The sequence below is a fragment of the Roseivirga thermotolerans genome (assembly GCF_014653175.1).
Lineage (GTDB): Bacteria > Bacteroidota > Bacteroidia > Cytophagales > Cyclobacteriaceae > Roseivirga > Roseivirga thermotolerans.
Window position 1 is genome coordinate 435,994 of record NZ_BNAG01000003.1, and the last position, 24,858, is coordinate 460,851.

The 24,858-nt window shown below is 44.7% G+C and carries 15 protein-coding genes and 1 other RNA gene; 3 read left to right on the top strand and 13 right to left on the bottom strand.

Features of this window, described 5'->3' with window-relative positions:
• Positions 1–11: 11 nt before the first annotated feature.
• The 6 genes from IE164_RS11965 to ald all read right to left on the bottom strand — a co-directional run bounded on the left by IE164_RS11965 (position 12) and on the right by ald (position 10,698).
• Positions 12–1,814: a LamG-like jellyroll fold domain-containing protein gene (locus IE164_RS11965; protein WP_229838653.1), complete on the bottom strand. Its 1,803-nt coding sequence runs from the start codon at positions 1,812–1,814 to the stop codon at positions 12–14.
• On the bottom strand, positions 1,804–3,345 hold the full coding sequence (locus IE164_RS11970) for a RagB/SusD family nutrient uptake outer membrane protein (RefSeq protein ID WP_189630468.1): 1,542 nt from the start codon (positions 3,343–3,345) through the stop codon (positions 1,804–1,806). Before IE164_RS11970 ends, IE164_RS11965 begins: the two co-directional genes overlap by 11 nt.
• A gap of 17 nt (positions 3,346–3,362) precedes the next feature.
• The gene (locus tag IE164_RS11975) at positions 3,363–6,416 is read right to left on the bottom strand and encodes a SusC/RagA family TonB-linked outer membrane protein (protein ID WP_189630469.1); all 3,054 of its coding nucleotides are present in this window, start codon (positions 6,414–6,416) and stop codon (positions 3,363–3,365) included.
• A gap of 260 nt (positions 6,417–6,676) precedes the next feature.
• The gene (locus IE164_RS11980) at positions 6,677–8,530 is read right to left on the bottom strand and encodes a 7TM diverse intracellular signaling domain-containing protein (protein ID WP_229838655.1); all 1,854 of its coding nucleotides are present in this window, start codon (positions 8,528–8,530) and stop codon (positions 6,677–6,679) included.
• Between the two features lie 92 nt (positions 8,531–8,622).
• Positions 8,623–9,435, bottom strand: a complete 813-nt coding sequence (locus IE164_RS11985; protein WP_189630470.1) for an SDR family NAD(P)-dependent oxidoreductase — start codon at positions 9,433–9,435, stop codon at positions 8,623–8,625.
• Positions 9,436–9,582: 147 nt separating this feature from the next.
• The gene (gene ald / locus IE164_RS11990; RefSeq protein ID WP_189630471.1) at positions 9,583–10,698 is read right to left on the bottom strand and encodes an alanine dehydrogenase; all 1,116 of its coding nucleotides are present in this window, start codon (positions 10,696–10,698) and stop codon (positions 9,583–9,585) included.
• A gap of 335 nt (positions 10,699–11,033) precedes the next feature.
• Between ald and IE164_RS11995 the strand changes: the two genes are divergently transcribed.
• Positions 11,034–13,439 carry an alpha-ketoacid dehydrogenase subunit alpha/beta gene (locus IE164_RS11995; RefSeq protein WP_229838656.1) on the top strand — a complete coding sequence of 802 codons (2,406 nt, stop codon included), beginning with the start codon at positions 11,034–11,036 and terminating at the stop codon, positions 13,437–13,439.
• A gap of 25 nt (positions 13,440–13,464) precedes the next feature.
• Here the strand turns inward: IE164_RS11995 and IE164_RS12000 are convergent, their stop codons facing one another.
• Positions 13,465–14,226 carry a hypothetical protein gene (locus tag IE164_RS12000; protein ID WP_189630472.1) on the bottom strand — a complete coding sequence of 254 codons (762 nt, stop codon included), beginning with the start codon at positions 14,224–14,226 and terminating at the stop codon, positions 13,465–13,467.
• A 72-nt stretch (positions 14,227–14,298) separates the two neighbouring features.
• Here IE164_RS12000 and IE164_RS12005 point away from each other — a divergent pair, with 72 nt between their 5' ends.
• Positions 14,299–15,288 carry a LuxE/PaaK family acyltransferase gene (locus tag IE164_RS12005; RefSeq protein ID WP_189630473.1) on the top strand — a complete coding sequence of 330 codons (990 nt, stop codon included), beginning with the start codon at positions 14,299–14,301 and terminating at the stop codon, positions 15,286–15,288.
• Between the two features lie 97 nt (positions 15,289–15,385).
• Positions 15,386–15,526: a hypothetical protein gene (locus IE164_RS12010; protein WP_189630474.1), complete on the top strand. Its 141-nt coding sequence runs from the start codon at positions 15,386–15,388 to the stop codon at positions 15,524–15,526.
• A gap of 1 nt (position 15,527) precedes the next feature.
• On the opposite strand, the gene IE164_RS12015 is transcribed toward IE164_RS12010, so the two are convergent.
• The 6 genes from IE164_RS12015 to IE164_RS12040 form a co-directional block, all read right to left on the bottom strand.
• On the bottom strand, positions 15,528–16,682 hold the full coding sequence (locus IE164_RS12015; protein ID WP_189630475.1) for a sigma-54-dependent transcriptional regulator: 1,155 nt from the start codon (positions 16,680–16,682) through the stop codon (positions 15,528–15,530).
• Positions 16,683–16,837: 155 nt separating this feature from the next.
• Positions 16,838–17,159: RNase P RNA component class A (gene rnpB, locus IE164_RS12020), an RNA gene on the bottom strand.
• Positions 17,160–17,187: 28 nt separating this feature from the next.
• Positions 17,188–18,060, bottom strand: coding sequence for a hypothetical protein (locus tag IE164_RS12025; RefSeq protein ID WP_189630476.1), 873 nt, complete (start codon positions 18,058–18,060; stop codon positions 17,188–17,190).
• A 47-nt stretch (positions 18,061–18,107) separates the two neighbouring features.
• On the bottom strand, positions 18,108–19,001 hold the full coding sequence (locus IE164_RS12030; RefSeq protein ID WP_189630477.1) for a DUF2279 domain-containing protein: 894 nt from the start codon (positions 18,999–19,001) through the stop codon (positions 18,108–18,110).
• 17 nt (positions 19,002–19,018) lie between these two features.
• On the bottom strand, positions 19,019–20,317 hold the full coding sequence (locus IE164_RS12035) for a cryptochrome/photolyase family protein (protein WP_189630478.1): 1,299 nt from the start codon (positions 20,315–20,317) through the stop codon (positions 19,019–19,021).
• A 40-nt stretch (positions 20,318–20,357) separates the two neighbouring features.
• Positions 20,358–24,851: a translocation/assembly module TamB domain-containing protein gene (locus IE164_RS12040; protein WP_189630479.1), complete on the bottom strand. Its 4,494-nt coding sequence runs from the start codon at positions 24,849–24,851 to the stop codon at positions 20,358–20,360.
• Positions 24,852–24,858 lie beyond the last annotated feature (7 nt).

The following is a 24,858-nucleotide window of genomic DNA, read 5'->3' on the forward strand; positions in this document are numbered from 1 at the left end:
TCGATTGCTACTTAGCGAGCATTAATGATTGTCTGTATTTCTGTTTGTGTAATTACACGGTCGAAAATGCGCAACTCGTCCATCACACTATGGTCGGCATTGTGTCCCCATCCGGTAAAGCGCGGAGCCCCCGACATAATGGACATAATATCGCAATCGGTCCAGTCTATGCCATCGAAAGTGCCTTCGCTTACCAGCTGACCATTGATATAGACCTTAGCTTCTGTTTGCGATATGGTAAAGGCCATGTGAATCCAGTCTGTATTGGTAAGGGGAACATCGGCTGCATCGCCTCCATCGAACCAGCTGTCGGAGGCACCGGTACCTATATTGAGTTTAAAACGCTGCTCTCCACCCGCATTTTCTCTAAAGAATCTAAAGCCGCTGGTGCGCTTGTTCTGTGCTGTGGGGTTGGCATCGTCCGGAGGTCCTATTACCAAAATACCGGCTCTGTCCGGATCGCCATTTACCTTATACCAGAAAGAAGCGCTAAACTCATCGTTTTCAAGTGCCTCCGAAGGGAATGTCAGGTAAGAGTCGGCCGCTCCTTTGTAGGCATTGGTTCCTCTCAAACCCGATCCGGCAAAAGAAGGAGATCCCACTGCAGTAGCGTTACTGCCAGATGCTGCCTCTGTATAGTTGCCATCGAATGGCATATAGAAAATTTCACCAAATTCCCCCTGATAAGGCACATTGCCTCCTTCGTCTCTAATAATGTTCTGAATTTCGGTTTGCGAGAGTGCCTTGTTGAATAAACGGAGCTCATCCATAAAGCTTTGATCTGAAAGGTGGTTCCACGCGGTGAACCTTGGAGCTCCTGACATAATGGATATAATGTCGCAGTTGGTCCAGTCTACTCCTGCAAACGCTCCTGTTTTCACTACCTGACCGTTTATGTATACGGTGGCCTCTGACTGAGAAATGGTAAAGGCCATGTGCACCCATTCGTCTTTGGTGGGGTCTACATCGGCCGCAGCGCCTCCATCGAACCAGCTATCGGAGGCACCGGTACCCACATTGAGTTTAAAGCGTTGTTTGCCTCCTGCATTTTCTCTGAAGAAACGGAAACCGGCCTTTCTGTTGTTCGGGTTGGTAGGGTTGGCTTCATCGGGTGGCCCAATAACCAATACACCGGCTCTGTCAGGAGTTGCATTTACCTTCATCCAGAAAACAGCACTGAATTCATCTTCCAACAGGCCATTGGTTGGGAAAGTAAGGTACGACCCGCTGGCACCTGCAAGAGCATTACCACCAACTTTCCCCTGTCCGGCAAAGCCCATGTTGCCTACTTCCGTAGGGTAGGTTACGCTTACCAGCTCTATGTTGTCACCATCAAAAGGCATGTAGAATATTTCTCCATCATATTTGGCCTGATAAGGTGGTACTTTGGAGAAATTCACGCTTCTGGTAGTGGTTTTACCGTCAATGTCGGTGGCTACTATAGAGAGTGTATGATCACCGTCTACCAATTCTTCGTAGAGGTATTCGCCTACAAAACGTCTGTAGTCTTTAAAATCGCTGTAGCTAACAATTTCGTTGTCGTTCAACCTCACTGAGATGTTGTCTACTTCGATGTCGTCAGTCACCTCAAATTGAATGTTTATGGAGGTTACCGATTCGTAGACCTGAATTTGGGTGCCCTCAGTAGGGTAGGAGATGGTGACGGCCGGTGCCGACTCGTCTGCACCGGGGTCAACCGCCTCTATTTCGTCTATAAAGCTGTTGTCGCAACCCACCAATACGAGTAGCAGGGCGAAGCTTGTTACGATTGATTTAAATAGTTTCATAATGCTTTGTGTTTTCTTAGTTGCCATTGAGTTGGGTTAACAGATCCAATTGAGCCAATGGATAAGGAATGAATCGCGCAGCAGGCGTATAGGTTCTTCCATCGTGAGTCAGCTCTGAGGTGCGCTCGTAGCGCGCCAAATCGTAGAAGCGAATACCCCATTCCATCCCAAACTCAGCGAATTTTTCGTTGAGTACTTCATTGAGAGTTACTCCGCTAATATCGGGCAGCCCGGCTCTGTTGCGTACTTCGTTCACGGCATCATCGGCCGACATAACAGTGCTTGTGGCTCCATTCACCAGTGCTTCGGCATGCATGAGCAGAATTTCTGCATAGCGTATAACCAGGAAGTTCTTGTTTTCACCATATCTGGTTCTGCCCGGAGTTAACTGATTTGAGGGCAGGTAGTGCTTTCCGCTGGAGAAAATGGCTCGCGGGTTAGGCTGGTTGTCTGTTCGGCCTATTACATCGCCATCTCTGGTGGTATTGGAAACGAAGGCTGGCAGGTTGGCATAATTGGGGTCTTCCTGAATGCGCTGAATACCTTCTCTGGTAAATAAAACGCTTGTTTCCAGTCGTACAGTCTCGTTTCGGTCCAGCATAAACTTGATGTACTTCATGGTAGGCTCCCAAAAACCCCATCCACCGCTGGAACCGGCTACTGCAGGGGTCCAGTTGTTTGGTCCAAAGAAGGCATGAAGGTAGTATTCGGCTTCGCCAGAGCTCTGACCAAAGTCTGAGTACTGGAACTCCAGGAGGCTTTCGTTGCTTAGTTTCCCCGGAATTTTGAATAGCTCATAAAAATCAGGGTATAGCTCAAAGGCATTGGAGCTAATGATGGCTCCGGTGGCATCGGCAACGGCCTGGTAGTTTTTAAGCTCCAGATTGGCCATGGCTTTTACAGCCAGAGCAGTGTATCGGGTAATTCCACCCTTAATATCAGTGCGCTGGTTAGGGCGAACATTCGGAAGGAGAGGGATAGCGGCATCCATTTCTTCAGAAATGTGGGTCATTACCTCTTCGAAGCTAGAAACCGGGGTCGTATAGAGTCCATCGGTTTGCGAGCTGGTAGGGAGCAATATATTGCCCCAGAGCCTGGCTAGCTGAAAGAGTTCAAAGGCCCGCATTACGCGAATCTCTGCAATGTACTGGTCGGCCGTGGCAGGGTTGGCGGCAAACTCCTTGTACTTCTCAATTTCTTCCATTGTGGCATGAAACTTAATGATGTCGTCATAGAAGTTGAGCCATGTGGAGTTGTACATCCAGAAAGATCTGTCGTAGCGGAAAAAGTCGGTTTCTGTGAGTGGAAACTGGTCTCCGGCTGCGTTTACATCATCGCCTCTTACGGATAGCAAAGGGAAGGTTTCCCATTGCAGAGCGTAGAGCAATTCGTAGGCTCCTGTAATAAGCTGAGCCATGTTTTCCGTTTTGGTGTAGTCTGTGTCTTCTACTAACACACGTTGTTCCAGCGGATCGTTGAGCTTGTCGTCACAGCCGGTTGCCAGTACCATGGCCAGGCTTAGTGCTGTGAGCTTCTTAACTATATTTAATGCTTTCATTGTCTGTTTCTTTCGTTTTAAAACTTAATGTTCAAACCAAGGGTGTATACCGCAGGAATTGGGTAAGTCTGTCTGTCTATTCCGTTGGCTACTTCCGGGTTAAATCCATTGTAGTTAAAGACAGTTAATGGACGCTCTGCCGTAAAGGTTATGCGGGCGTCAGGGATATCCGTGCCTAATACGGTTTTGTTACGAATGTTGTAGGCCAGGCGCACGTTCTGAATTCTGAAGTATGAACCGTCTTCCACGAAATAATCGCTCATGCTCTGGTTCCAGCCTTTTCTTAAACCTGCGGCCGAAGGATACTTGTTTGAAGTACCCTCGCCTGTCCAAAGGTTGGTGGCCAGTTCTGCATCAATGTTAGTATCGGTAGTGAAAATGATTTCACCTCTTTTACGGTTGAGAATGCTATGTCCTGATTGTCCCTGGAAATCGGCCGAAAAATCGAAGTTCTTATAACTAACCGCCAGGTTGAATCCATAGGTTAGCGTGGGTAAGAAAGAGCCCAATACCACACGATCCTGATCGTCTATCACACCGTCACCGTTCTGATCTTTGTATCGGAAATCTCCGGGCTCAATGCCCGAATCGTTAATGAACTCAGCGGTATATCCACTGTTGTTGATTTCGTTCTGGTTTTGGAAAATACCATCGGTTTCATATCCAAAGAATGCCTGTAGAGGCTGCCCTACAATAGAACGCTGACGGAATTCGGCCTGACCACCATCGAGGTATTGAGGGCCGCCAAGTGTGAGCACTTCGTTGTTTAGTGTGGCAAAGTTTCCGCCAACACGGTAGCTGATTCCGTTGGCGAGCTCATCGGACCAGTTCATGGCCACTTCAATACCGGAGTTTCTTATTCCGGCCGCACTTCTTCTTACATTTTCTCTAATGAGTGGGAGAATGATGGTTACGGCTGCATCTTTAGTGTCTCTCTGAAAATAATCAGCTTCAACTGATAGTCTTTCGTTGAACATTCTTGAGCTTACACCTATATTAAGTTCTTCGGTTGTTTCCCAACGATCCACATAGTCATAGGTAGGAATAACCACATTACCCGGAACTCTCACTCCATCTATAGCCAGGAATCTCTGTTCTACTGTTGGGGCACCTACAGATGGTGTAACGCCTGCGTTGCCAAGTTGTCCCCAGCCACCTCTTATTTTAAGGAAGTCTACACCGGAAAGGTTAAAGAAGTTCTCCTCTGAAAGTACCCATCCGGCACCAATGGTAAAGAAGTTGCCCCACTTTTGTTGGAAAATGTTGGTGCCATCTCTTCGGTAAGTTCCGTAAAGAAGATATCGGTCGTCATAGTTATAGGCCAAACGGGTAAAATAAGATGAACCGTAGGTTTTAGCACCAAAGTCGCCAACTCCACCCTGATCGATAACATCGGCCAGAGAAATGTACCACAGTTCTTCCTGAATACGGCTTGGTGAAGGGTCTAACTCCGTACCTCTGGCAAAGAGCCCTTCAGTACTTTCGCTTCGGAAAGAATAACCGGCCACTGCAGTAATGTTGTGCAGGCCAATGTTTTGCTTGTAAGTAAGGTAATTGTCCCAAATTTGGTTGAATGATGTAGCGTGGCTTCTTCTTATAGAAGACTGAAAATCAGTAACTCCATCGCTATACTCAAAATTGACATTTCTAGAGTTGATGTTCGAATAGCTGTAGTTATAAGCGGTTCGGAAAGTCAGGCGATCTGGAATAAGGTCTGCCTCTGCATAGAAGTTGGCCAGAAATTTACCGATTTTATTACGGTTGTCATTGTAGAGGAGGTCGTACATTGGGTTTTGAGAACCTCTATAACCAAGGGTTTGGGCATTGGAAAGCCTAACCGGAGTTGCGGCAGTGTTCAGGTCGTCATATACAGGCAATATGGGTACAGCAAAGTAAGTCTTAAACCAAACCGAGTTTTCGGCCACATATTGGGTTCCGTTGCTTATGTTAATGTTTCCACCTACTCTCAGGTTTTCGTTTACATCGAAGTCTATTTTAGACCGTAGGTTTAACCGCTCATATTCATTGCGGGTGCTTTTGAGTAGGCCGTCTTGCTGAAAATAATTGACTCCCAGTGAGTAACGTGTGTTGTCACTACCTCCGCTTACTGTTAAGGAGTGGTTTTGAATGGGGGCAGCAGTTTCCAAAACCTGGCCGTACCAATCGGTATTTACATTGGGTACGTTGGGGTTAATGCGGCTGCGACCAAAGCGCTGGAAGGCGTTGTCTATAAAGGCTGCATCGGCACTGGATCCAGTGGCCAGAGCATACTCCGTAAATTGTTGGGCATTGGCCAGCTTAAGTACATTTTGGGCAACTTGCACACCGTAGTATCCATCGTACACTACCTCGGCCTGCTTATTATAGCTACCCGACTTTGTTTCGATAAGTATAACTCCATTGGAAGCTCTTACCCCATAAATTGCCGAAGCCGAAGCATCTTTTAGAACTGAAATGGTTTCAATATCCGCTGGGTTAAGGAAGTCTATGCTTTCGAAGAACATTCCATCTACCACATAAAGAGGGGCTGCATTGCCTTCAAGCGAGCCAATTCCTCTCACCCTAACGGTTGGGGCTGCTCCGGGAGCACCACTACTTACTATTTGCAAGCCGGGCACTTTACCCTGAAGGGCCTGCATAGCCTGGGCAGTAGGTGTTTTATTTATTTCATCGGTTTTTACGGTTGAAATGGAGGAGGTAAGGTCTTTTTGTTCCTGACTACCATAACCAATAACTACCACCTCGCCCAATTCGCTAACATTGGGGTTAAGTGTAATGTTGATGGTGGTTTGATTACCCACTACCACCTCTTGTGTTACAAAGCCAACAAAGCTAAAGACCAATACTGCGTCTTTGCCAGAGACCGTTAACCGATACCGACCATTCATATCGGTTGTCATACCATTGTTAGTGTTCTTTTCGCGTACCGTTACTGTAGGCAACGGCTGTCCGTCTTCCGAAGATATGACGGTTCCCGTTACTACCACCGATTGTGCCCAGGCTGGCTGTGCCAGCGCACACATCAGCAGTACCGGGAGTACTTTTAAGTACGAGCGTAGAGTTTTTTTCATGCCTTAATCATTTTGTTTCAAATAGGTAATGTCGTTTCAGTAAATCGATTGATATACGTAGAGTAATTGTAATTACTTTCTTAGAAAATGCGCAAGTTCTCTGGTGTGAAAAGTTGATTTTTGGCCCTTAAATAAGGGGTAAAAAGATTGTTTTTTTGCGCGTTAGTCACATTAAAAAATTAGCTTTTAAAGCATTTTCAAGGGGAAAACGTTTGCATGTTGCGCTTAAAAAACAAAGTGAGAATGTCAACCAGAAACGACTAGTTGAGATGCGAGCTAAAGAGATTGTGGATGAGCACGGTTGAGGAGTTTTTAGAGTCGCCATCATATACCTTTTCAATCTTCTTCTTGAAGTTCCAAATGGTGTTCCTTCTCAACTCCAACATTTCCGAAAGCTGATCGAGCGTATACTCCTTCTGCCGGTTGTTGGTAATGTACAGAATGAAGAAAGCCTTTTCAATGGGGAATTTTATTCTATGGAATATGGTGTTGCTGGTTACCGACTCGTTGTAGCCGCACTTGGAGCAGCGTCTCATAAACTTGGTCTTACCTTCAAAGTATTTGGTATTGCCGCATTTGGAACAGTGATAGCCATTGCCCCATTTTAGTTTTTCTAAAAAACGATAACAGGTGAGCTCGTTCGGGAAAATTTTCTGGAATTGCTCCAGGTTTAGGTTCTTGTTGATGAGCCTGTCTTGCAGAATCTCTTTGATGTTGTTTTTGAGCTTCCAGTTGTCCAGATCGAGTTTGGAATTGATGGCGTTGATCTCCTTGGTTTGCTCAATGAGCTTTTGGTTGGTGTTGGCCAGAAGCAGGTTTTTTTCTTCGAGCTGCCGCGTTCTTTCTTTGATTTTTTCTTCCAGTTCTTTGTTTACCCGGTCTTTGAGTTCGGCATTTTCCTTTTGCTGATTAATTATGCGTTTGAAGGCTTTATCGCGGTTTGATTTCAGAATTCGCACTCTGTCGCTAAGTGCAAAGGTGAGAAAGATCATCTCTAGCAAGAAACAAATATGCAAACTGTAGTAGGTGATGGTGGTAAACGGAATAACCGACAAATAGAGTAAGGCCTTGGCCAAAAATCCCAAAAAGAGCACGCCATAGGCCACAACGAAGAAACGGGCCGGCTTGTAACCTTTTTTCCATACGTGAATACTCGAGTAGAATATAAGCGAAAGGGGAATGATTTCTATGTTGCGGTATTCGAACAGGCTATGATCGAAAAGCAATACGTATATAAACAGTGCCGTGCGCAATACCAGTGCCCAGGTGAGTGCTCTATCGATTATAGGGGCCTTTATGTTGGTGCTTAAAAAGCGCTTGGAAAAGAGCAACGACCAGAAAATCAATGAAAACAGTGCTGTACCATAGGCAATCTGATTCCATTCGGGCCATTGAGGCCATAAGAACTGATAAGCAATACCATCGACACACATGGCATATACGCCTACACTAAGAATGTAAAAAGTGTAGAAGAGGTACTTCTGCTCGCGGATGGCAAAGTATATGAGCATGTTGTAAATGGATATGATGAAGATCATACCATAGAAAATACCATAAAGAAAGTACTCATTGAGCGAATAGCGCACAAACGCATTGACCGTACGAATGTTGATGCGCACATCGGCATAGGTGTGCGATTGTATTTTGAAGTAGAGATTTTGCTGGCCTTTTATGCTCGTGTCTATGATCCACTGAAAGTTTTTGTGCTCAAAAGGTTTTTGGTTGAAGGCTATGGCATCTCCAACGTGGTCTTGCTCGTAGCTACCGTCTGCCGTAGGGAAGTAGGCCCAGATATGGTCTATGGTTTGGTCGTAGAACTCCAGCATCCACTGTTTGTCCAGGCTGTTGGCAATGAGCAGAGGTACTTTTACCCAATAGGTGCAGTCTACACAATAATCCTTGGGTTTATAGCCCGGATTAATAATGAATTGTTTTTGTGAGTTGACTACCTCCTGAAATGTCATTGTGCCGGTGCTGTCTACCAAAATGGGGAGGTCATTGAAGGCGAGCAACACCTGTTCGCTGGAGTTGTCTATAAAGATGCGTTCTCTTTCATTGCCCTGAAAGAGGAGCATTACGAACATGCCAAGAAAACCACTTTTAATCAATGCCATAGACCTGAGTTAGGCTGTGCTTTGCAAAATACAAATTTTGAAAGCATCCTGTTTTTTGGAACAGAATGTCTGTGAAAAGGCCGAATGGCTATTTATATGGCTACACGGGCCTTGCCGTCTTGCCGCTTTGCATGATTTTTACGCTGAATATTCCCTACCATTTTTGTTACTCTTCCTCGTGAAAGCAGGCGTGGCAAGAAAGCGCTCAACTTATTCCAAATGCCAGGGACCAATACTACTTTACCGTGCATGAGCCCCTGGAATCCGAAGGTGGCAACGGTGTGTGCATCGGCAATATTGAATTTTATATTAGGGTTTTCGTTGCCATTGGCTTTGGCAAAATTGGTACGGGTCATGCCGGGGCAAAGTACACTCACATGTATGCCATGCGAGCGAACCTCATTGGCCAATGCTTGCGAAAAGTTGAGTAAATAGGCTTTAGAAGCGTGATAAGTAGACATGAGCGGCCCGGGTACAAATGCCGCTACCGAGGCATTGTTGAGAATGTAGCCTTTGCCTCTTCGAATCATGCCCGGTAAAAATCGCTTAATCAGATCTGTGGCAGTAACCATATGTACCTGAAGCATGGCCCGATCTTTTTCCCAACTGCTTTGGGCAAAATATCCAAAGTTACCAAAGCCGGCATTGTTGAATAGCAGCTCTACTTCAATCTCCTGAAACTGTGCAAAACCGAAGATATTGGAGGCAGCGTCTTCGGTAGAAAGGTCTTGGGTAAATACTTCAATCTGAACAGAGAAAGAGCTTAGTAGCGTTTCTTTGGTCTGTATAAGGTGGGGTTCATTTATATCTACTAAAAGCAAATTGTAACCTTGAGCGGCAGCAATTCTGGCAAACTCAAATCCAATACCTCCAGCGGCTCCGGTAATTAATGCCGTCTTTTTCATCGAACAAAAATAAAGAGGGTTTCTTAAAAGTACCGTTTCTTTTTGTTTTTCGTGTCGGCTATAGCCCGGGTCGAGCTATAAAGAGTTGAAAAACCAGTTTTGCGGTGTTTTTTAGAAACCCTCTTTCGAAACTATTTTCTGTCTGGCTTAGGCCAGGTATTTTTCTACTGGCACGTATGGAAGATCAAACGCTTCGGCAACGGCCTTGTAAACTACTTCACCTCCAATAACGTTCAGACCTTTTTCCAGTTCTTTATTATCCTGACAAGCCTTTTTCCATCCTTTATTAGCCAATTGAATGGCATAAGGAAGAGTAGCGTTGGTTAGGGCTATAGTTGAGGTGTAAGGCACTGCCCCAGGCATGTTGGCTACGCAGTAGTGTACAATGTCATCGATGATGAACGTTGGGTTTTCATGAGTGGTTGGTGTACATGTTTCAATACATCCGCCCTGATCTACTGCTACATCAACCAATACAGTACCCGGTTGCATTTCCTTAAGCATATCGCGAGTAATTAACTTAGGTGCTTTGGCTCCAGGAATCAGTACCGCACCAATAATCAGGTCCATGTGAGGGATTAACTCTCTGATGTTAACCTCATTAGAGTAGCGAGTTACTACGTTTGGAGGCATTACATCGTTGAGGTACCGCATGCGGTCCAGGTTCACATCCATAATAGTTACCTGAGCCCCAAGGCCAGCGGCCATTTTAGCGGCTTGAGTACCAACAACTCCACCACCTAGAACCAATACCTTACCGGGAGATACACCAGGAACACCGCCCAGAAGAACTCCTTTACCCATAATTGGTTTTTCAAGGTATTTGGCTCCCTGCTGAGTTGCCATTCTGCCGGCTACTTCCGACATTGGAATAAGAAGAGGGAGGCTACCATCTGCTTTTTCAACGGTTTCATAGGCCAGACAAACAGCTCCACTTTCTACCATTGCATGAGTAAGTGGTTCGTAAGAGGCAAAGTGGAAATAGGTAAATACCAATTGATCTTTTTTGATGAGTTTGTACTCAGGTTCAATTGGCTCTTTTACTTTCATGATCATTTCGGCCTTCTCATAGACAGCCTCAATGGATGGTAAAATTTTAGCGCCAACTTCTTCGTAGGCTTCATCTGGGAATCCACTGTTTAGACCCGCATTGGTTTGCACGTATACTTCGTGACCACGCTTAATGAGCTCCAGTGCTCCACCTGGTGTTAGAGACACCCGGTTCTCGTTATTTTTGATTTCTATTGGAACGCCAATGATCATGTTTTGAACTGTTTAAATTTTTGAGTGGCAAATATAGCAAGCGGAACCAACAAACGTTTGCAAAACGGCCTAAAAACCCTGTTTTCATTGATAATCAGAAGTATATATTTCCAAATGTGGAAATCAGGAAATTATCTTTCTTGTAATTACTTTTCAGAGGAATGAAATTCTGATATAAATAATATGGCAGACTAAAACATAAGTTATGACTATTAATTCGATATAATATTTGTTCAAACTCAAAAAAAATAAGGGTTTACCAAATTTGATTTGTCTTGGAACTGTATTACATTTGTTAGACGTAGAAATGTCTATTAACCATTAAATTAATTCGTGTGGGAGTATCAAAGGCTGTGAGCAAAAAGAAGATCAATGTGGAGGAAGTATTGGCCGATTATCGATTGGCCGTTGAGAGTCGCGAGGCAAGTATAATAGGTAGAAAGGAAGTGTTTATGGGGAAAGCCAAGTTTGGCATTTTCGGAGACGGTAAAGAGCTTCCTCAAATAGCTATGGCCAAGGTTTTCAGAAATGGTGATTTTCGTTCCGGTTACTACAGAGATCAGACTTTCATGTTTGCTATTGGAGCACTCACGGTGCAGCAATACTTTGCTCAGCTCTATGCTCATACCTCCATTGAGGCCGATCCCGCTTCAGGCGGCCGATTAATGAATGGGCATTTTGCCAATCGCTTGCTCGATGAATCGGGAAAGTGGAAGGCGCAAACTTCCATGAAAAACTCCAGTGCCGACATTTCTCCTACAGCCGGCCAGATGCCCCGATTGGTTGGCTTGGCCTATGCCAGCAAACTATACCGCCACATTGACGAGCTCAAAGACCTTTCTGATTTTTCGATCAACGGAAACGAGATTGCCTTTGGAACCATTGGCAATGCCTCCACTTCAGAAGGTCACTTCTTTGAAGCCATAAATGCTGCCGGAGTACTTCAGGTGCCAATGGTTATGGCCGTTTGGGACGATGATTATGGTATTTCGGTGCCTAAGGAATATCATACTACTAAAGGAAGCATTTCAGAGTTTCTGGCAGGTTTGCAACGTAATAAGGATGGCCAGGGCTATGAAATCATCAAGGTGCATGGCTGGGACTATGAGGCCCTGATAGCCGCTTTCCAAAAGGCAGAACAAATTGCCCGCAATGAACATGTACCGGTATTGGTTCATGTAGATCAGGTTACCCAACCGCAAGGGCATTCAACCTCCGGTTCTCACGAACGCTACAAGTCGAAGGAGCGTCTGGAGTGGGAGAAAGAACATGACTGCCTTGTGAAGTTCCGGGAGTGGATATTATCCAATGAACTAGCTTCTGAAGAACAACTCGATGAGTTGGAGAAAGACGCTAAAGAATCGGCTAAGACAGCCAGGGTTAATGCCTGGAACGCCTTTATAAATGATATTAAGAAAGATCAGGAGACCGCTGTGGTTATTCTTGAAGCCCTGGCTGAAGAGAGTGAGCACGGAGGACAAATCATACAGATCATTTCTGAATTAAAGAAGACGCTAAATCCTATTCGCCTAGATACATACAAGGCCGTGAAAAAAGTGTTGCGTATTACCCGCAACGAACAAACCTCGGCCAGAGCTTCTCTGGTTGCTTGGTTGAAAAAGGCCGATGAAGAGAACTTTAAACGGTTTAGCTCCCATGTAATGAGCGAATCGGAAGAAGCTTCGTTGAAAGTGCCGGAAGTAAAGCCGGTGTTTTCTGAGAACTCTCCTTTAGTTGATGGCAGAGAGGTGCTCCAGGCCTGTTTTGATGCTGCTTTGAGTCGCGACCCCCGAGTGTTTGCTATTGGAGAAGATGTGGGTAAAATTGGCGATGTGAACCAGGCTTTTGCCGGTTTGCAGGAGAAATATGGTGAGCTACGAGTTACAGATACCGGTATTCGTGAAACAACCATTATTGGCCAGGGAATTGGTGCCGCTTTGCGTGGCTTGCGTCCTATTACGGAAATACAATATCTGGACTATTTACTGTATGCCATACAAACTCTGAGTGACGATTTGGCCACTCTACAGTACCGAACCGTAGGGGGACAGAAAGCTCCACTCATAATTAGAACTCGAGGCCATAGATTAGAAGGGGTTTGGCACTCAGGTTCGCCCATTGGCATGATATTGAACTCTTTGCGTGGAATTAATGTGTTGGTGCCGAGAGACATGACACAAGCGGCCGGTTTTTACAACACCATGCTGCAGTCTGACGATCCCGCGCTTATTATAGAATGCCTGAACGGTTATCGTCTTAAAGAGCGTATTCCAGACAATATCGGTGAATTTACAGTACCTGTTGGAGTACCTGAAGTCATAAGAGAGGGAGCCGATGTGACGGTAGTTACCTATGGTTCTATGTGCCGCATTGTTATGCAGGCAGCTGAGGAGCTGGCCGAGTATGGCATCTCTGTAGAGATTGTAGATGTTCAGTCGCTTTTACCTTTCGATGTTCACCACACCATAGTAGAGTCGTTGAAGAAGACCAATAGAGTGGTGTTTGCCGATGAAGATGTGCCGGGTGGAGCTTCTGCGTTTATGATGCAAAAGGTGCTGGAAGAACAAGGGGGATATTACCATTTGGATTCTCAGCCGGTTACTATTACCGCTGCAGAACACAGGCCTGCCTATGCTTCTGACGGAGATTATTGGTCTAAGCCCAATGTTGAAACGGTGTTCGACAAAATCTACGAATTGATGAGTGAAGCGGAGCCTGACCGATTTCCACCTATTTATTAATGATTCAGATAAGGAGTAAGGAAAATTACCTTTCTACCCGAATACCCTGAAGTGTAAATTCAGGGGTTTCTCCCACATTACTGGTGTGCAAGGCTCTGTCGCGAATAATGAATTGCAATTTCAGTGTGTCGGTTCGGAAAATAGGTAGGAATATCCCAGACTTCATATCGTAGGTAATTACACCTTCAATAGGTCGTTTGTTATTTCTCACCACGGCACAGGGATTTTCTTCGGAAGAAAGACAAGGGAATCGTCCATCGAAGCTAATGCCACAAAGTGTGCTTTCGTTGGCACTTCCCCTGGGTTGAGCCCTCAGGTCTACCTCCTGAAAGGTGCCATTGCGTTTCACAAAGAAGTCAACCTCTATATTGTATTGGTTTCTGTTAAAGTCAATGAGAAGGGTGTCTAGCAAATCATTGTCTCCATTGATGTCTTGGTTCTCCCGGTCTTCAATTATGTAGTCCAGGCAAGTAAACGGAGGGTCGTTGGGCCGCTGTCCAAATTCCACCGGCTGGTTGTTTTCCAATACCAGGTGGTAGGGAGCATAGGGGCCAAAGTCTTCGTCACCATCTAGCCCAAGGTCGCCATCTCCATCTTTCACATTTATGGATAAACGGAGAATGTTCTCCTCGAACAGCGGGTCGCCTGCATTTCTAACTTCAAATTCAATGTTAGAAAAGCTTACTTCCGGTTCAATGGGTAGGTCTGGTGGGCGGTTGCAGGCAACACCCAATGCCAGAGCAAACACTAATACCAAAACTTGAGAAGACGATAGCTTTATTCTCATGGATTACTTTATATAAGTACAATTATAGCAATATTTGCCCTAAGTGAACGGAAAACACCAGCTCTATAACGTATGGCCGAAATCAATAGTTTAATCGATCGGATAAAAAGCGTTTCAGAAGAGGAATTTAATGCGCTTGCTCTCGATGTTTATCGGTTTCAGTATCGGTATAACAAGGTGTATCGAGCCTGGTGCAATCATTTGAAGCGCAGCCCACAGCATGTGAGCCGGCTGGAAGAGGTGCCTTTTCTACCCATTAGTTTTTTTAAAGCATTTGAAATAAAAACAGGGCAATGGCAAGCTGCATCTGTTTTTGAAAGTAGTGGAACCACCGGAACAGAGCCGAGCAGGCACTTTGTGGCCGATAATCAGCTCTATTTAGATAATTGTAAAAAGGCCTTTGAGGCTATCTATGGTCCTTTGAATGACTACGTTATTCTTGCTCTTTTGCCTTCTTATCTGGAGAGGGGCAATAGTGGTTTGGTGGCTATGGTCAATAGATTTATAGAATGTACTGATGACACCCAGTCAGGATTTTACCTGAATAATTTAGAGCAACTGGCTCATCAACTCCAGACTTTGAACAAGGGAACTAAAAAAGTGCTTCTTTGGGGAGTTACTTTTGCCTTGCTCGATTTTGCGGAGCAATATTCAATGCACTTTCCGGAGTTGCTGGTTATGGAAACTGGCGGCATGAAGGGCAGAAGAGAGGAGTTAGTTCGGGAAGAGGTACACGACCGCATTAAACGTGCATTTGGTGTAAAAGAGGTGCACTCGGAGTATGGCATGACCGAGCTTTTCTCTCAGGGCTACTCCACCGGCAATGGGCTCTTTAGACCTTCGGAAACCCTCAAAGTAGTTGGGCGAGAATTAAATGATCCACTATCTTATCCCAGTTTTCAGCATACTGTGGCTTTCAATATTGTGGATTTGGCCAATGTACATACCTGTTCATTTATAGAAACCAAAGACATTGGTCGGGTGCTTCCTGATGGTCGTTTTGAGGTAAAAGGAAGGATGGATAACTCGGATCTTCGGGGTTGTAATTTGATGGTGGTCTAAAATTTTCCGGCCAACCACCCGTTGAAGGGTAAGATAAATGCATTCAATAGATTAAAAACACGATTGAATTTTTATCTTTAACGCTCAAATTTACATCATGAATAAGAAGAAAATCTTTCTTTTGTTGATTGCCGTGTCCTTTTTAGGTATTACCTCTTGTGCCCAATCTATTTGTGCTGCCTATGCCAAGGCCGATACTGAAGAGGTAAAGAAGGAAAAAAAGGAAGGGCAGTTCTGATCTAAATCAGATACTTTTTTACGTCCTCTTCCCCAATTTCATCTCCACACATAATCACGAGTCGTTCCGTAACATTACGTAACTCCCGAATGTTGCCCGACCAATCATAGGCCTGAAGAGCCTTAAGTCCATCGGCCGATACTTTCTTTTTCTTGGTTCCGTACTCATCGGCTATGTCGTCCAGAAATTTATCCACCAACATTGGAATGTCTTCTTTACGGTCTTTTAGAGGGGGAACCTGAATGACAATGACGCTGAGTCTATGGTATAGGTCTTCACGAAAACGATTCTCCGCAATTTCTTTTCTTAGGTCTTTGTTAGTGGCTGCCAATACCCTCACATTCACATTGATATCTTTGTCGCCACCCACCCGGGTAATCTTATGTTCTTGTAGTGCCCTTAACACCTTGGCTTGAGCAGAAAGGCTCATGTCACCAATTTCATCAAGGAAAAGAGTGCCTTCATTGGCTTGTTCAAACTTGCCAATGCGCTGTTTGTGAGCCGAAGTAAATGCGCCCTTTTCATGCCCAAAAAGTTCGCTTTCTATGAGTTCGGCAGGGATAGCCGCACAGTTAACCTCCACAAAGGGAGTGCTGGCCCGATTGCTTCGCTCATGAATTCCTCTGGCTACCAGTTCCTTGCCGCTGCCATTAGGGCCGGTAATCAGAACCCTGGCATCGGTAGGACCAACTTTGTCCATCATTTCCTTTACTTCAGCAAGGGCTTTGGATTCGCCCACCATCTCATATTTCTTAGAGAGTTTTCGTTTGAGAGTTTTTGTTTCGGTAACTAACGAAGACTTGTCAAGCGCATTTTTTACCGTAAGTAGCAAACGGTTCAAGTCGGGCGGTTTGGGCACAAAGTCAAAAGCGCCCATTTTGGTGGCGTCTACTGCGGTTTCAATGGTGCCGTGGGCCGAAATCATGATGAATTGCGTATCTATTCCAGCCATTTGCACTCGTTCCAGCAACTCAATACCATCCATTTTAGGCATTTTCACATCGCATAGCGCAATATCGAACTTATCGGCAATCAGTTTTTCCAGCCCCTCTTGCCCATCTTTGGCTTCTTCTATTGAGTATTTTTCATACTCTAGTATTTCCCTAAGAGTGCTGCGAATACTTTGTTCGTCATCGATGATCAGAATTTTTGCCATGCTTTTTAGTGGATTAGGAAAATGGGTAATTAGTGAATTGGTTCTAACTCGTTCTTTCAAGCGAAAATAGTGCTAAAATTGAAATCTGGCAGATAATCAAGTGATCATTTCCTAATTAACCAGTTGCCCAATCACCAAATTCACTGAAAGGAAAAAAAAGATATAGACCTGTAAGCCGGGTTCTGTCTACTCCTCTTTTGAGGATGATCTTATCATTTATCTGGCCGCGGTATTACTACCGAAGTCTATCTGCCTACCCTCCTGCATTGGACGGGAACCCTCAAACGCAAGTATACGTGGCATTTCACCGCATAGAGTTTACCTGATTTCACTACAGCATTACCTGTACATACTTTCTGTTGCACTTGTCCTCTCCGTCAGTTGACGGATGACGGCCGTTAGCCGCTATGCTTCCCTGTGGTGCCCGGACTTTCCTCACTCCCGATAAATCGGGAGAGCGATAAGACGGTCTATATCGCGGCAAAGATACAATAAATGATGCGATTTAAAGGCTCTCGCGCAAATCGTGAAGAACTGGGATTCCATTTTCAGATTGCCAGTAAAACAAGAAGTCACAAGCATTAGTGTTCAGGTCTATCTGCAAGGTAGTTTCTCCATTGTCGACCTGCAGACTCCCTCTGGCCGGGAGGTATACTTTGTGGAGCCAACAGCTAAAGGTACTCAGGTTAGGGCCTGTGTTAATGAGCTCAAAGGTTGTACCTGAGGGAAGAGTAAAATGCCATGAGTTGGAGGTCAGGTAGTTGGCCTTGGTGTCAAGATGATCGCGTCCATTGGTTTTTTCATATTGAATGTTGCGACTTCCTTCAAAAGGAGTGCTTTTGCCTCTCAGCGTTAGCATTAAATCATCGAATTCGAGCCTATAGCTTTTTTGTGTATCGCTATTGTTTTCTGAGGTGTTGGTTAGTTCCAACACTCCATTTAGAGAAATATTATTGAGTTCAAAATCAGTAAGAGTAATGCGTATGGTGTTTCCCGGAGTGTCTGCCGGGTGATCGTAGTCTAGTAGAATAGAGCCTTTTAAAGTATAACCAGTGCCATCAATACATCCTTTGCCAAAACTAAGCAACAGTTGATTGTTGGAAGTATCCAGAAACTGACCTCCACATGTTCCTCTGTCGGAAAAAATATTAAAGTTGATGTGTGTGTTGGCTGCGCCCCGGTCTCTTTCGCTAAGGGAGTGCAACACATTGAGAGTGGTGCTTTCTACCTGATGAACGAGTAGTTCAAAAGCGAGGGCTTCTGAAATACCTTCCGGCAAGGGAATATTAGGTTCGTTGAGTACCACCACATCGTCCTTATTGCAAGAGGCGAATAACAGGGCCATAATCAATGGTAAAAACAAGATCCTTGTGCGCATATTATGGTGTTTGTCTCATAAAACGTGAATTACCGGTTTTAAGTGCATCAGTGGTATAGCCAGTGGCCGGTAATTTTTCCTTGTTGTAGTTGTATAGCCGGGGCAGGTAGCCTAATGAAGTCTGCCAGAAAGAGAATGGTTTTTAAGAACTTGCTGTTGGTTTGTATGTAGCTCAGGTCAAAGTCTAATCCAAGGAAATACTGTCGGGAATTGCTATAGCCGGCAGATGCATTTTCTCCATTGCGCGCAAAAACCATTCCTTCGGCACCGTATCCTATGGCCAGGTTGAGCCATTTGGGCCAGTAGGACTCTTTAGCAAAAGCGTGAATATCGAAAGAAAACCAGTAGCTCTGTCCATTGTAGTCTTTGAGTAGCTGTTCAGGTAAGGACTTGCCAAGAATTTGAGGCCGCATGTCTGGGTATGCCGTGCTTCTAAAGCTAAACTTTGGTTTTATACGCTGTTCTTTCCAGCTCTTTTGTTGAATAAAAAACAGGGCCGAACCAGCTGCATTGGCCAACATATCGCCATAAGAAAATCCGTAGTCCGGTGAAAACCCATCGAGTACTTCAATTGGCAAAAAGAGCGCTGTACTTAATAGCGAGGACCACATAAGGGCTTTGTTGTGGGTCAATTCTGTTCGGCTTAGTAGCTCATAGTTTACCCGAGAAAAATGATAAGTGCTATAGGTATGCCCCAATTTATCTACCTGAAGCCACTCTGCATTGTCGTTAAAAAACTTGAAGCGATCGAAGCCGTTTTCGGCATACCAGGCCTGACTCAACACCAGAAGGCCTGTGCCATAACCAATGCCTCCATAGAGTTTTACTTTATTTAAAGGCAGGCGATGTGTTGCTTCTGCCGGACTAACGGGTTCTGTTTGGGCATGAACAAGATTGCCCATAAGCCCCAAAAGAAAGATCAGAAGCAACTTTTTGTACATGCCGAAAGATACACAAACTAGTTAGCCAAAGCTTGTTTGTAGGTATCAATTGCGCGTTGGCGTGCTAGTTTGTGGTCTACAATGGGCGCAGGATATGCATCTGTTCCATACTCAGGAACCCACTTTTTAATGTATTCTAGTTGAGGGTCGAACTTTTCTGTTTGAGACTGTGGGTTGAACACTCTAAAGTAGGGTTGAGCGTCAGTGCCCGTACCTGCCGCCCACTGCCAACCTCCATTGTTAGAGGCCAAATCAAAATCGAGCAGTTTTTCAGCAAAGTAGGTTTCTCCCCAGCGCCAATCTATGAGCAAATGCTTGGTTAAAAAACTAGCCACTATCATTCGTACCCGGTTGTGCATGTATCCGGTTTGGTTAAGTTGCCTCATGCCAGCATCTACTATCGGGTAGCCGGTTTTTCCTTGGCACCACTTCTCAAAACCTTCTTCGTCTTGTCTCCAGGGTATCCTGTCATATTCCGGTTTAAAGGCTTGGTCTATTACTCTTGGGTTGTTGGCCAGAATCATGGCATAGAAATCTCTCCAAATCAATTCATTTAGAAAGGTTTCGTTCAGATTCAAAGCTTTTTCGGCCAGTTGCCTGATGCTAATGGTGCCAAAGCGTAAATGAATACCTAGTCTGGAAGTAGCATCCAGGGCGGGAATGTCTCTTTTTTCGCTGTAGTGCTTTATTATCTCTTCGTCTACCGTGTTAGATGGAATGGTTATGTCCGTATGTCTGAAGCCCATGGCCTCAAGGGAATGTACTTTTTCTTCTTTCAGGGGTACCCAATTATCGAAATAGAGCGCACTGGGCTTGGTTTCAGGCGGATTGGCTTTGTATTTCTCTTTCCAGCTTTTACTATACGGGGTAAAGACCTTGTAGAAACTGCCTGAGCCGGACACAATTTCTTCTTTCTCGTAAATCACATGATCTTTGAAAGTGAAGAAGCTCACACCCTGTTCCTTAAGAAAGTTCTCTATTTCCCTGTCTCGCTCAAGGGCATAAGGCTCATAGTCTCTGTTGGTGTATACTGCCTCGAGGGTATATGTTTTGCTAAGTTCTTTGAAGGCTTCAATGGGAGTGGTGTAAAAGGTTTTTATCCCACTGTTTTTATCCTTAAGGGGTTTGTTTAGCTGTTCCAGAGTGCGTTGAATAAATTCAACTCTTGCATCGGCCTTGGGTAGTTTATCTAATATGTTTCTATCGAAAATGAAAATAGGGAGTACCGGATTTCTCTCGCTCAAAGCATAATAGAGGCCGGTGTTATCTATGAATCTAAGGTCTCTCCGAAACCAAAAAATACTGATCTTTTCCATGAAAGAGTGTTTCCAATAAACCTAACCCTCTAAAGGTATTTTAGTTTGTGTTTCCTTCAGTATTGTTATCCTTCTTTTCTTCTTTTCTCTTTTTGCGGCTGTTATTTACACCATTAAAGAATTCGCGAAGATTATTGAAACTGGTGGTTTGCGAAATGCTCACGCCTTGTGTTTGATTGGTGGGCTGTTGGCTCAGGGCACGGTCGGCCGGGTTATAGTTGTTTTGCGAAAATACCTTTACTTTATATTTCCCATCTGTAGTAAGCAGGTACTCTGCGGTAATGTCTCCGGCAATGTTGTTAATATCTCCTGAGATGGCTCCTTCACGAGTTACCCTCAATCGTCCATCGAGAAAGGTGTAGCTCAAGCGGAGCCTGAAGGTGTTAAAGGCATCCTGATCCAAATCGGCCAGGTCGAAGTTGACTTCCAGGTTTTCATCGAGCTGGGCTACCAGTTGGCTCAATTGGTTAGAAAGCAACTGACTTACGTTTTGGGTGGTGGTTCTGCCTCCAATGTTGCGAAGCCCGCCTTGTTCTGAAAAGCGGTTGAGTACAATAAGGCTAAGAACCTGCCGGTTTAGCTCCTGCTCATCGCTCTGTACCCGGTTTTTAAAGGCATTGATGGCCGTGGTTAGCTGGTAGTCGTTTACGTTCAGGTCGGTAAAGTCAATATCGAAACCAATGTTTGGAGAAAGCATTGGGCCGTCTAGGTAGAGCAGCACTTTGGTGGGCACTCTGCGGCTTATACCACCATTTTGGCTTACACTTCCTCCCGATTGCTCCAAAAGAGGAGCCAGAGAAGTGTTTTGGGTATAGGAGGCTTTAATGTCCATGACAGCTGCATAGGGGTCGCCATACCAGGTTATGGTACTGGGCTGTTCTATTTGAAACTCTTTGGTAATGAGGTTGTACAGACTGAAGTTGTAGGCGCCTTCGGTAATGTCTAGTTCACCGGTCATTTGAAAATCGCCCTGCGTATCGATGAGCAGGCGAAGCTGTCCATCGCCTCTTCCTCTGATAATATCGCCTGTGCGCGGATCGATGATAATTTCTACGTAAGCTTCCGGTGTTACTTCTATGTCAAGGTCTAGTTTTAGACCCTCTATTTTTATTTTATTTACTTCATTGATCAGCGAATCCTTGGTGCTGGTAGTGTCTTGAACAGTGCGGTCTACAAAAGTGATGTATTCGGGCACATCGTTGTTGCCGGTATCTTCTGTAATGGGTATGTAAATGCGGGTGTCTCTTTCGGTTTTTACCTTGGCCGAAATATTGAGGCTGGAAGCCTCTCCGCTCAACGATACCTGACCTGTAGCTATGGCACTTCCATAATAAGCATCGCCATTATCGACATTGGTATTGAGCACCTGAAACTGATTCAACTGCCCGATAAGGTCTAAGCGAAAGTCTTTGAACGAATTATGGCTAATACGCCCTCCGAATTGTGCCGTCTGATTTCGGGCATCTACAAACTGCAGGTTTTCCAGGGCTATTACGTCTTTACTAAAGTCTATACCGCCTTCAAAATTATAGCTTGTGTTGAGGTAGTTAATCTTCATTCTACCTTCTTTTATAGCTCCCTGGCCTTTCATTAGGGGTGAGTCTATGTTGCCGCTTATGGTGTACCGACCATCAATAAATCCGCCCAGGTTCGAAAAGTAATCGTCTATATATGGTTCGGCTATGTTCAGGTTGGCTTCGTTGAGACGCAGGTTGATGGCCAATTGGTTTTCAGATCGGGCCGGATAAAACTGGCCATTCATTGCAATGATTCTTCGGTTGAGCCGGTTCACCTCAAAGTCTACATCGAACCGCTGGCGAAAGTCGTTCCAGGTAATACTGCCGTCCAGATTGCCTACCAGAAACTCGTTGATTTTGAAGTCTATGACTTCTATATCGCCAAAGATAATGGGGTTGTAATAAAGGTTCTGAGCATTGACAGTGCCACTTAATTTACCGGTGTACGACTCGGAGGTAAGTGGATTGATATTGGCCACTTCCACATCGCTAAAGTTTACGGTTAGGGTTTGCGAACTGTCTTGGGTAATGGCAATTTGACCGTTGAAGCTAATGGACTGATCGGTATTGTATATGCTCAGGTTTTCGAAGTCTATGCGCTGGTTGCCAAACACAACTACATTTTCTTCGGTGATCTTCCAGGTTTCATTAAGAGCGGTAATGTTCGAGTCTTCAAACCTCAGTTCAGTTCGGTCCGGGTAGAAATTTATGCCGGCACTAATTTCAGCATAGTTGCCTGTGCTTGCCTGGGTAAGTGTTTGCTTAATATCCATGCGCTTTCCATCCCATACGGCTTCCAATACCAGCTTATTGGTTTCTGAAGAGTTCGAGAATATTTGTTTTTCGCTGGAAAGGTAGCCTTGTGCAAAGACCTTTTCCGGGTCGCGAATGTCTTTGGTGTTGATATATAAATCGTTTTCGAGCATGTAAATTTTACCAAACTGAACGGTATCTACCTGCGAGCTGAGCACAAGCGACTGCCCTTGCCTGTTGTCAAAGCGGCCTTCTATTTTGGTGTTTTTAGCTACATAAATGGTGCTATCAAAAAGCTGTATGAGTGGGCTAATATTGTGCAGATCGACCGAGTAGTTGAGGTTAAATTTTTTCTTTGTTGGTGGGCTTCTGCGCAAAAAAGAATTTACCTCTTCCGACCTGCTGGAAAACTGCAATCTGTATTGTTCGTTGATGTTGGAGAGTTCTTTGGCAATACCTGTAAATTCGAAATCGCCACTGAAGTCGGCATCAAATAGGTCAGAAACGATGGTGAACTTGCGGCCGTTGCTGTTTCTGGAGGCTTCAAAAAACACCGAGTCCAGTTCTATATCTTTTTGTTTAAAGCGATAGTAGGTATCGGAGAGGCTAATACTTCCTCTAATACTATCTAACTTAAGTCCGGTGATGTCCAGGTTAAAGTTGGTAGAGACCAACATTTCTTCTTCAGTGAGCTCTACCTCTTTTAAAAGTGCAGTGTCTAGCCTACCCCTGAGCTTAAAGAGCTTATTGCCTTCCCGCAAGTCTACCGAACCGGTAGCAAAGAGCTTAAACATAGGGTCGTCTACATCAATTTGACCAGAGAAGAACGACTCTGCAAAAGCACCATCGGTTTCTATATTGGTGTAATTGTAGCCATTAATACCCACTTTTGGAATTACTGCGTCTAGTTCAAAGTTGGCGGTTTCCAGAGTAAATCCGGTGCCTTCTACCCGACCATCTAAATCAATTTTCTGAAAATTGCTTACCTCCGTAAATCGACCTATATCGAAGTTTTGTAAAAACAGATCGCCCCGGTAATATGGGGCTTCACCTTCTATAATCCGAATCTGGATGTTCGATTCAAGTCTACCAATTCGGGTTTGAAAGGAGCCATCGGCCACAAAATCGTTCAGCAGACCATCGAACTGTCCGGACATTCGGATGAGCCCAAACTTATTAGAGATTCGAAAGGCTTCCGGCCCTATGTATTTACGCAGGTCCGTTGCTTTTAGGGTAGACTCTCTCAAGGTTAGGCCAAAGATGGTCTGATCAATATTCGGCAGTCCTTCAATGTCTATGGCTCCTTTAAAACGGCTGTCTTGTCCGAAAGAAATGGAAAAATTGTCGGAGAAAAACTTATTTACGCGTCCCTGAAACAGTCCGTTTATGTTGACGGATTGATTGTATTTTTTTAACTCCGGAACAAAAAAGCCCAGCTCATCTGTATGGATGCGTGTCTCATCAAAATCAGCTTTAATGTTTACGCTGTCTACGAAGTAGCCCATTTGTGAAGGCCTTTCATGTCGAAGTTCAATGAAGTCTTTAATGTGTGTATTACCCATTTTCAGATCCAGATCGAAGAAAACAAGTCCTTTGCTGGAGTTCCTGAAAAATGTTTGAAGATTATCGATCGTCAAGCCGGTAACAGGATCCCGGGTAGAAAGGCTTTTTACATCGATCTGAAAGGTGTCAGACACTACTTTAAGGTTTAACAGGTCTGCATTCAGGTCTACCAGCTGAAAATGGTTGTAATCGAACCCGTTGGTTATACTGTCTTTGCGACTGTCAGATATACTAAACCGGGAATCTAGCAGCGTAATCTGGTCGATGGAAAAAGTGCCTGCGGGAGCATCAGAAGGAGTGTCAGAGGCGGTGAGTTTTCCAATTCGGTCGGCCCATTCGTCAATATTCAGCCCTCCGGTGGAGTCATCGCGCAGATTCACATTGGCTCCTTTTAGCCATGCTTCGCGTGTTCGAATGTTCTTTTTTCCAATTAAGTCGGCCAAATCGAAAGTGACTACCAACTCATCTACACCAATCATTAGCACCTCGTTCTGATCATAAATTTGAGTGTTGTCGAGTGCTATGGCATTGAACCACTTGATGTTAGCATAGCCAATTTCAGTTCTAAAGCCGGTGCCTTCGGTGAGGTAGGCGGTAGCCTTTCCTACAATGTAATTTTGAACCGGAGGTAGGTGAATAAGAATAGCGGCAAGGATAAGTAAGATGAATGGAGTGGCAAGCATCCAAAGGATTGATTTCACAATCCGT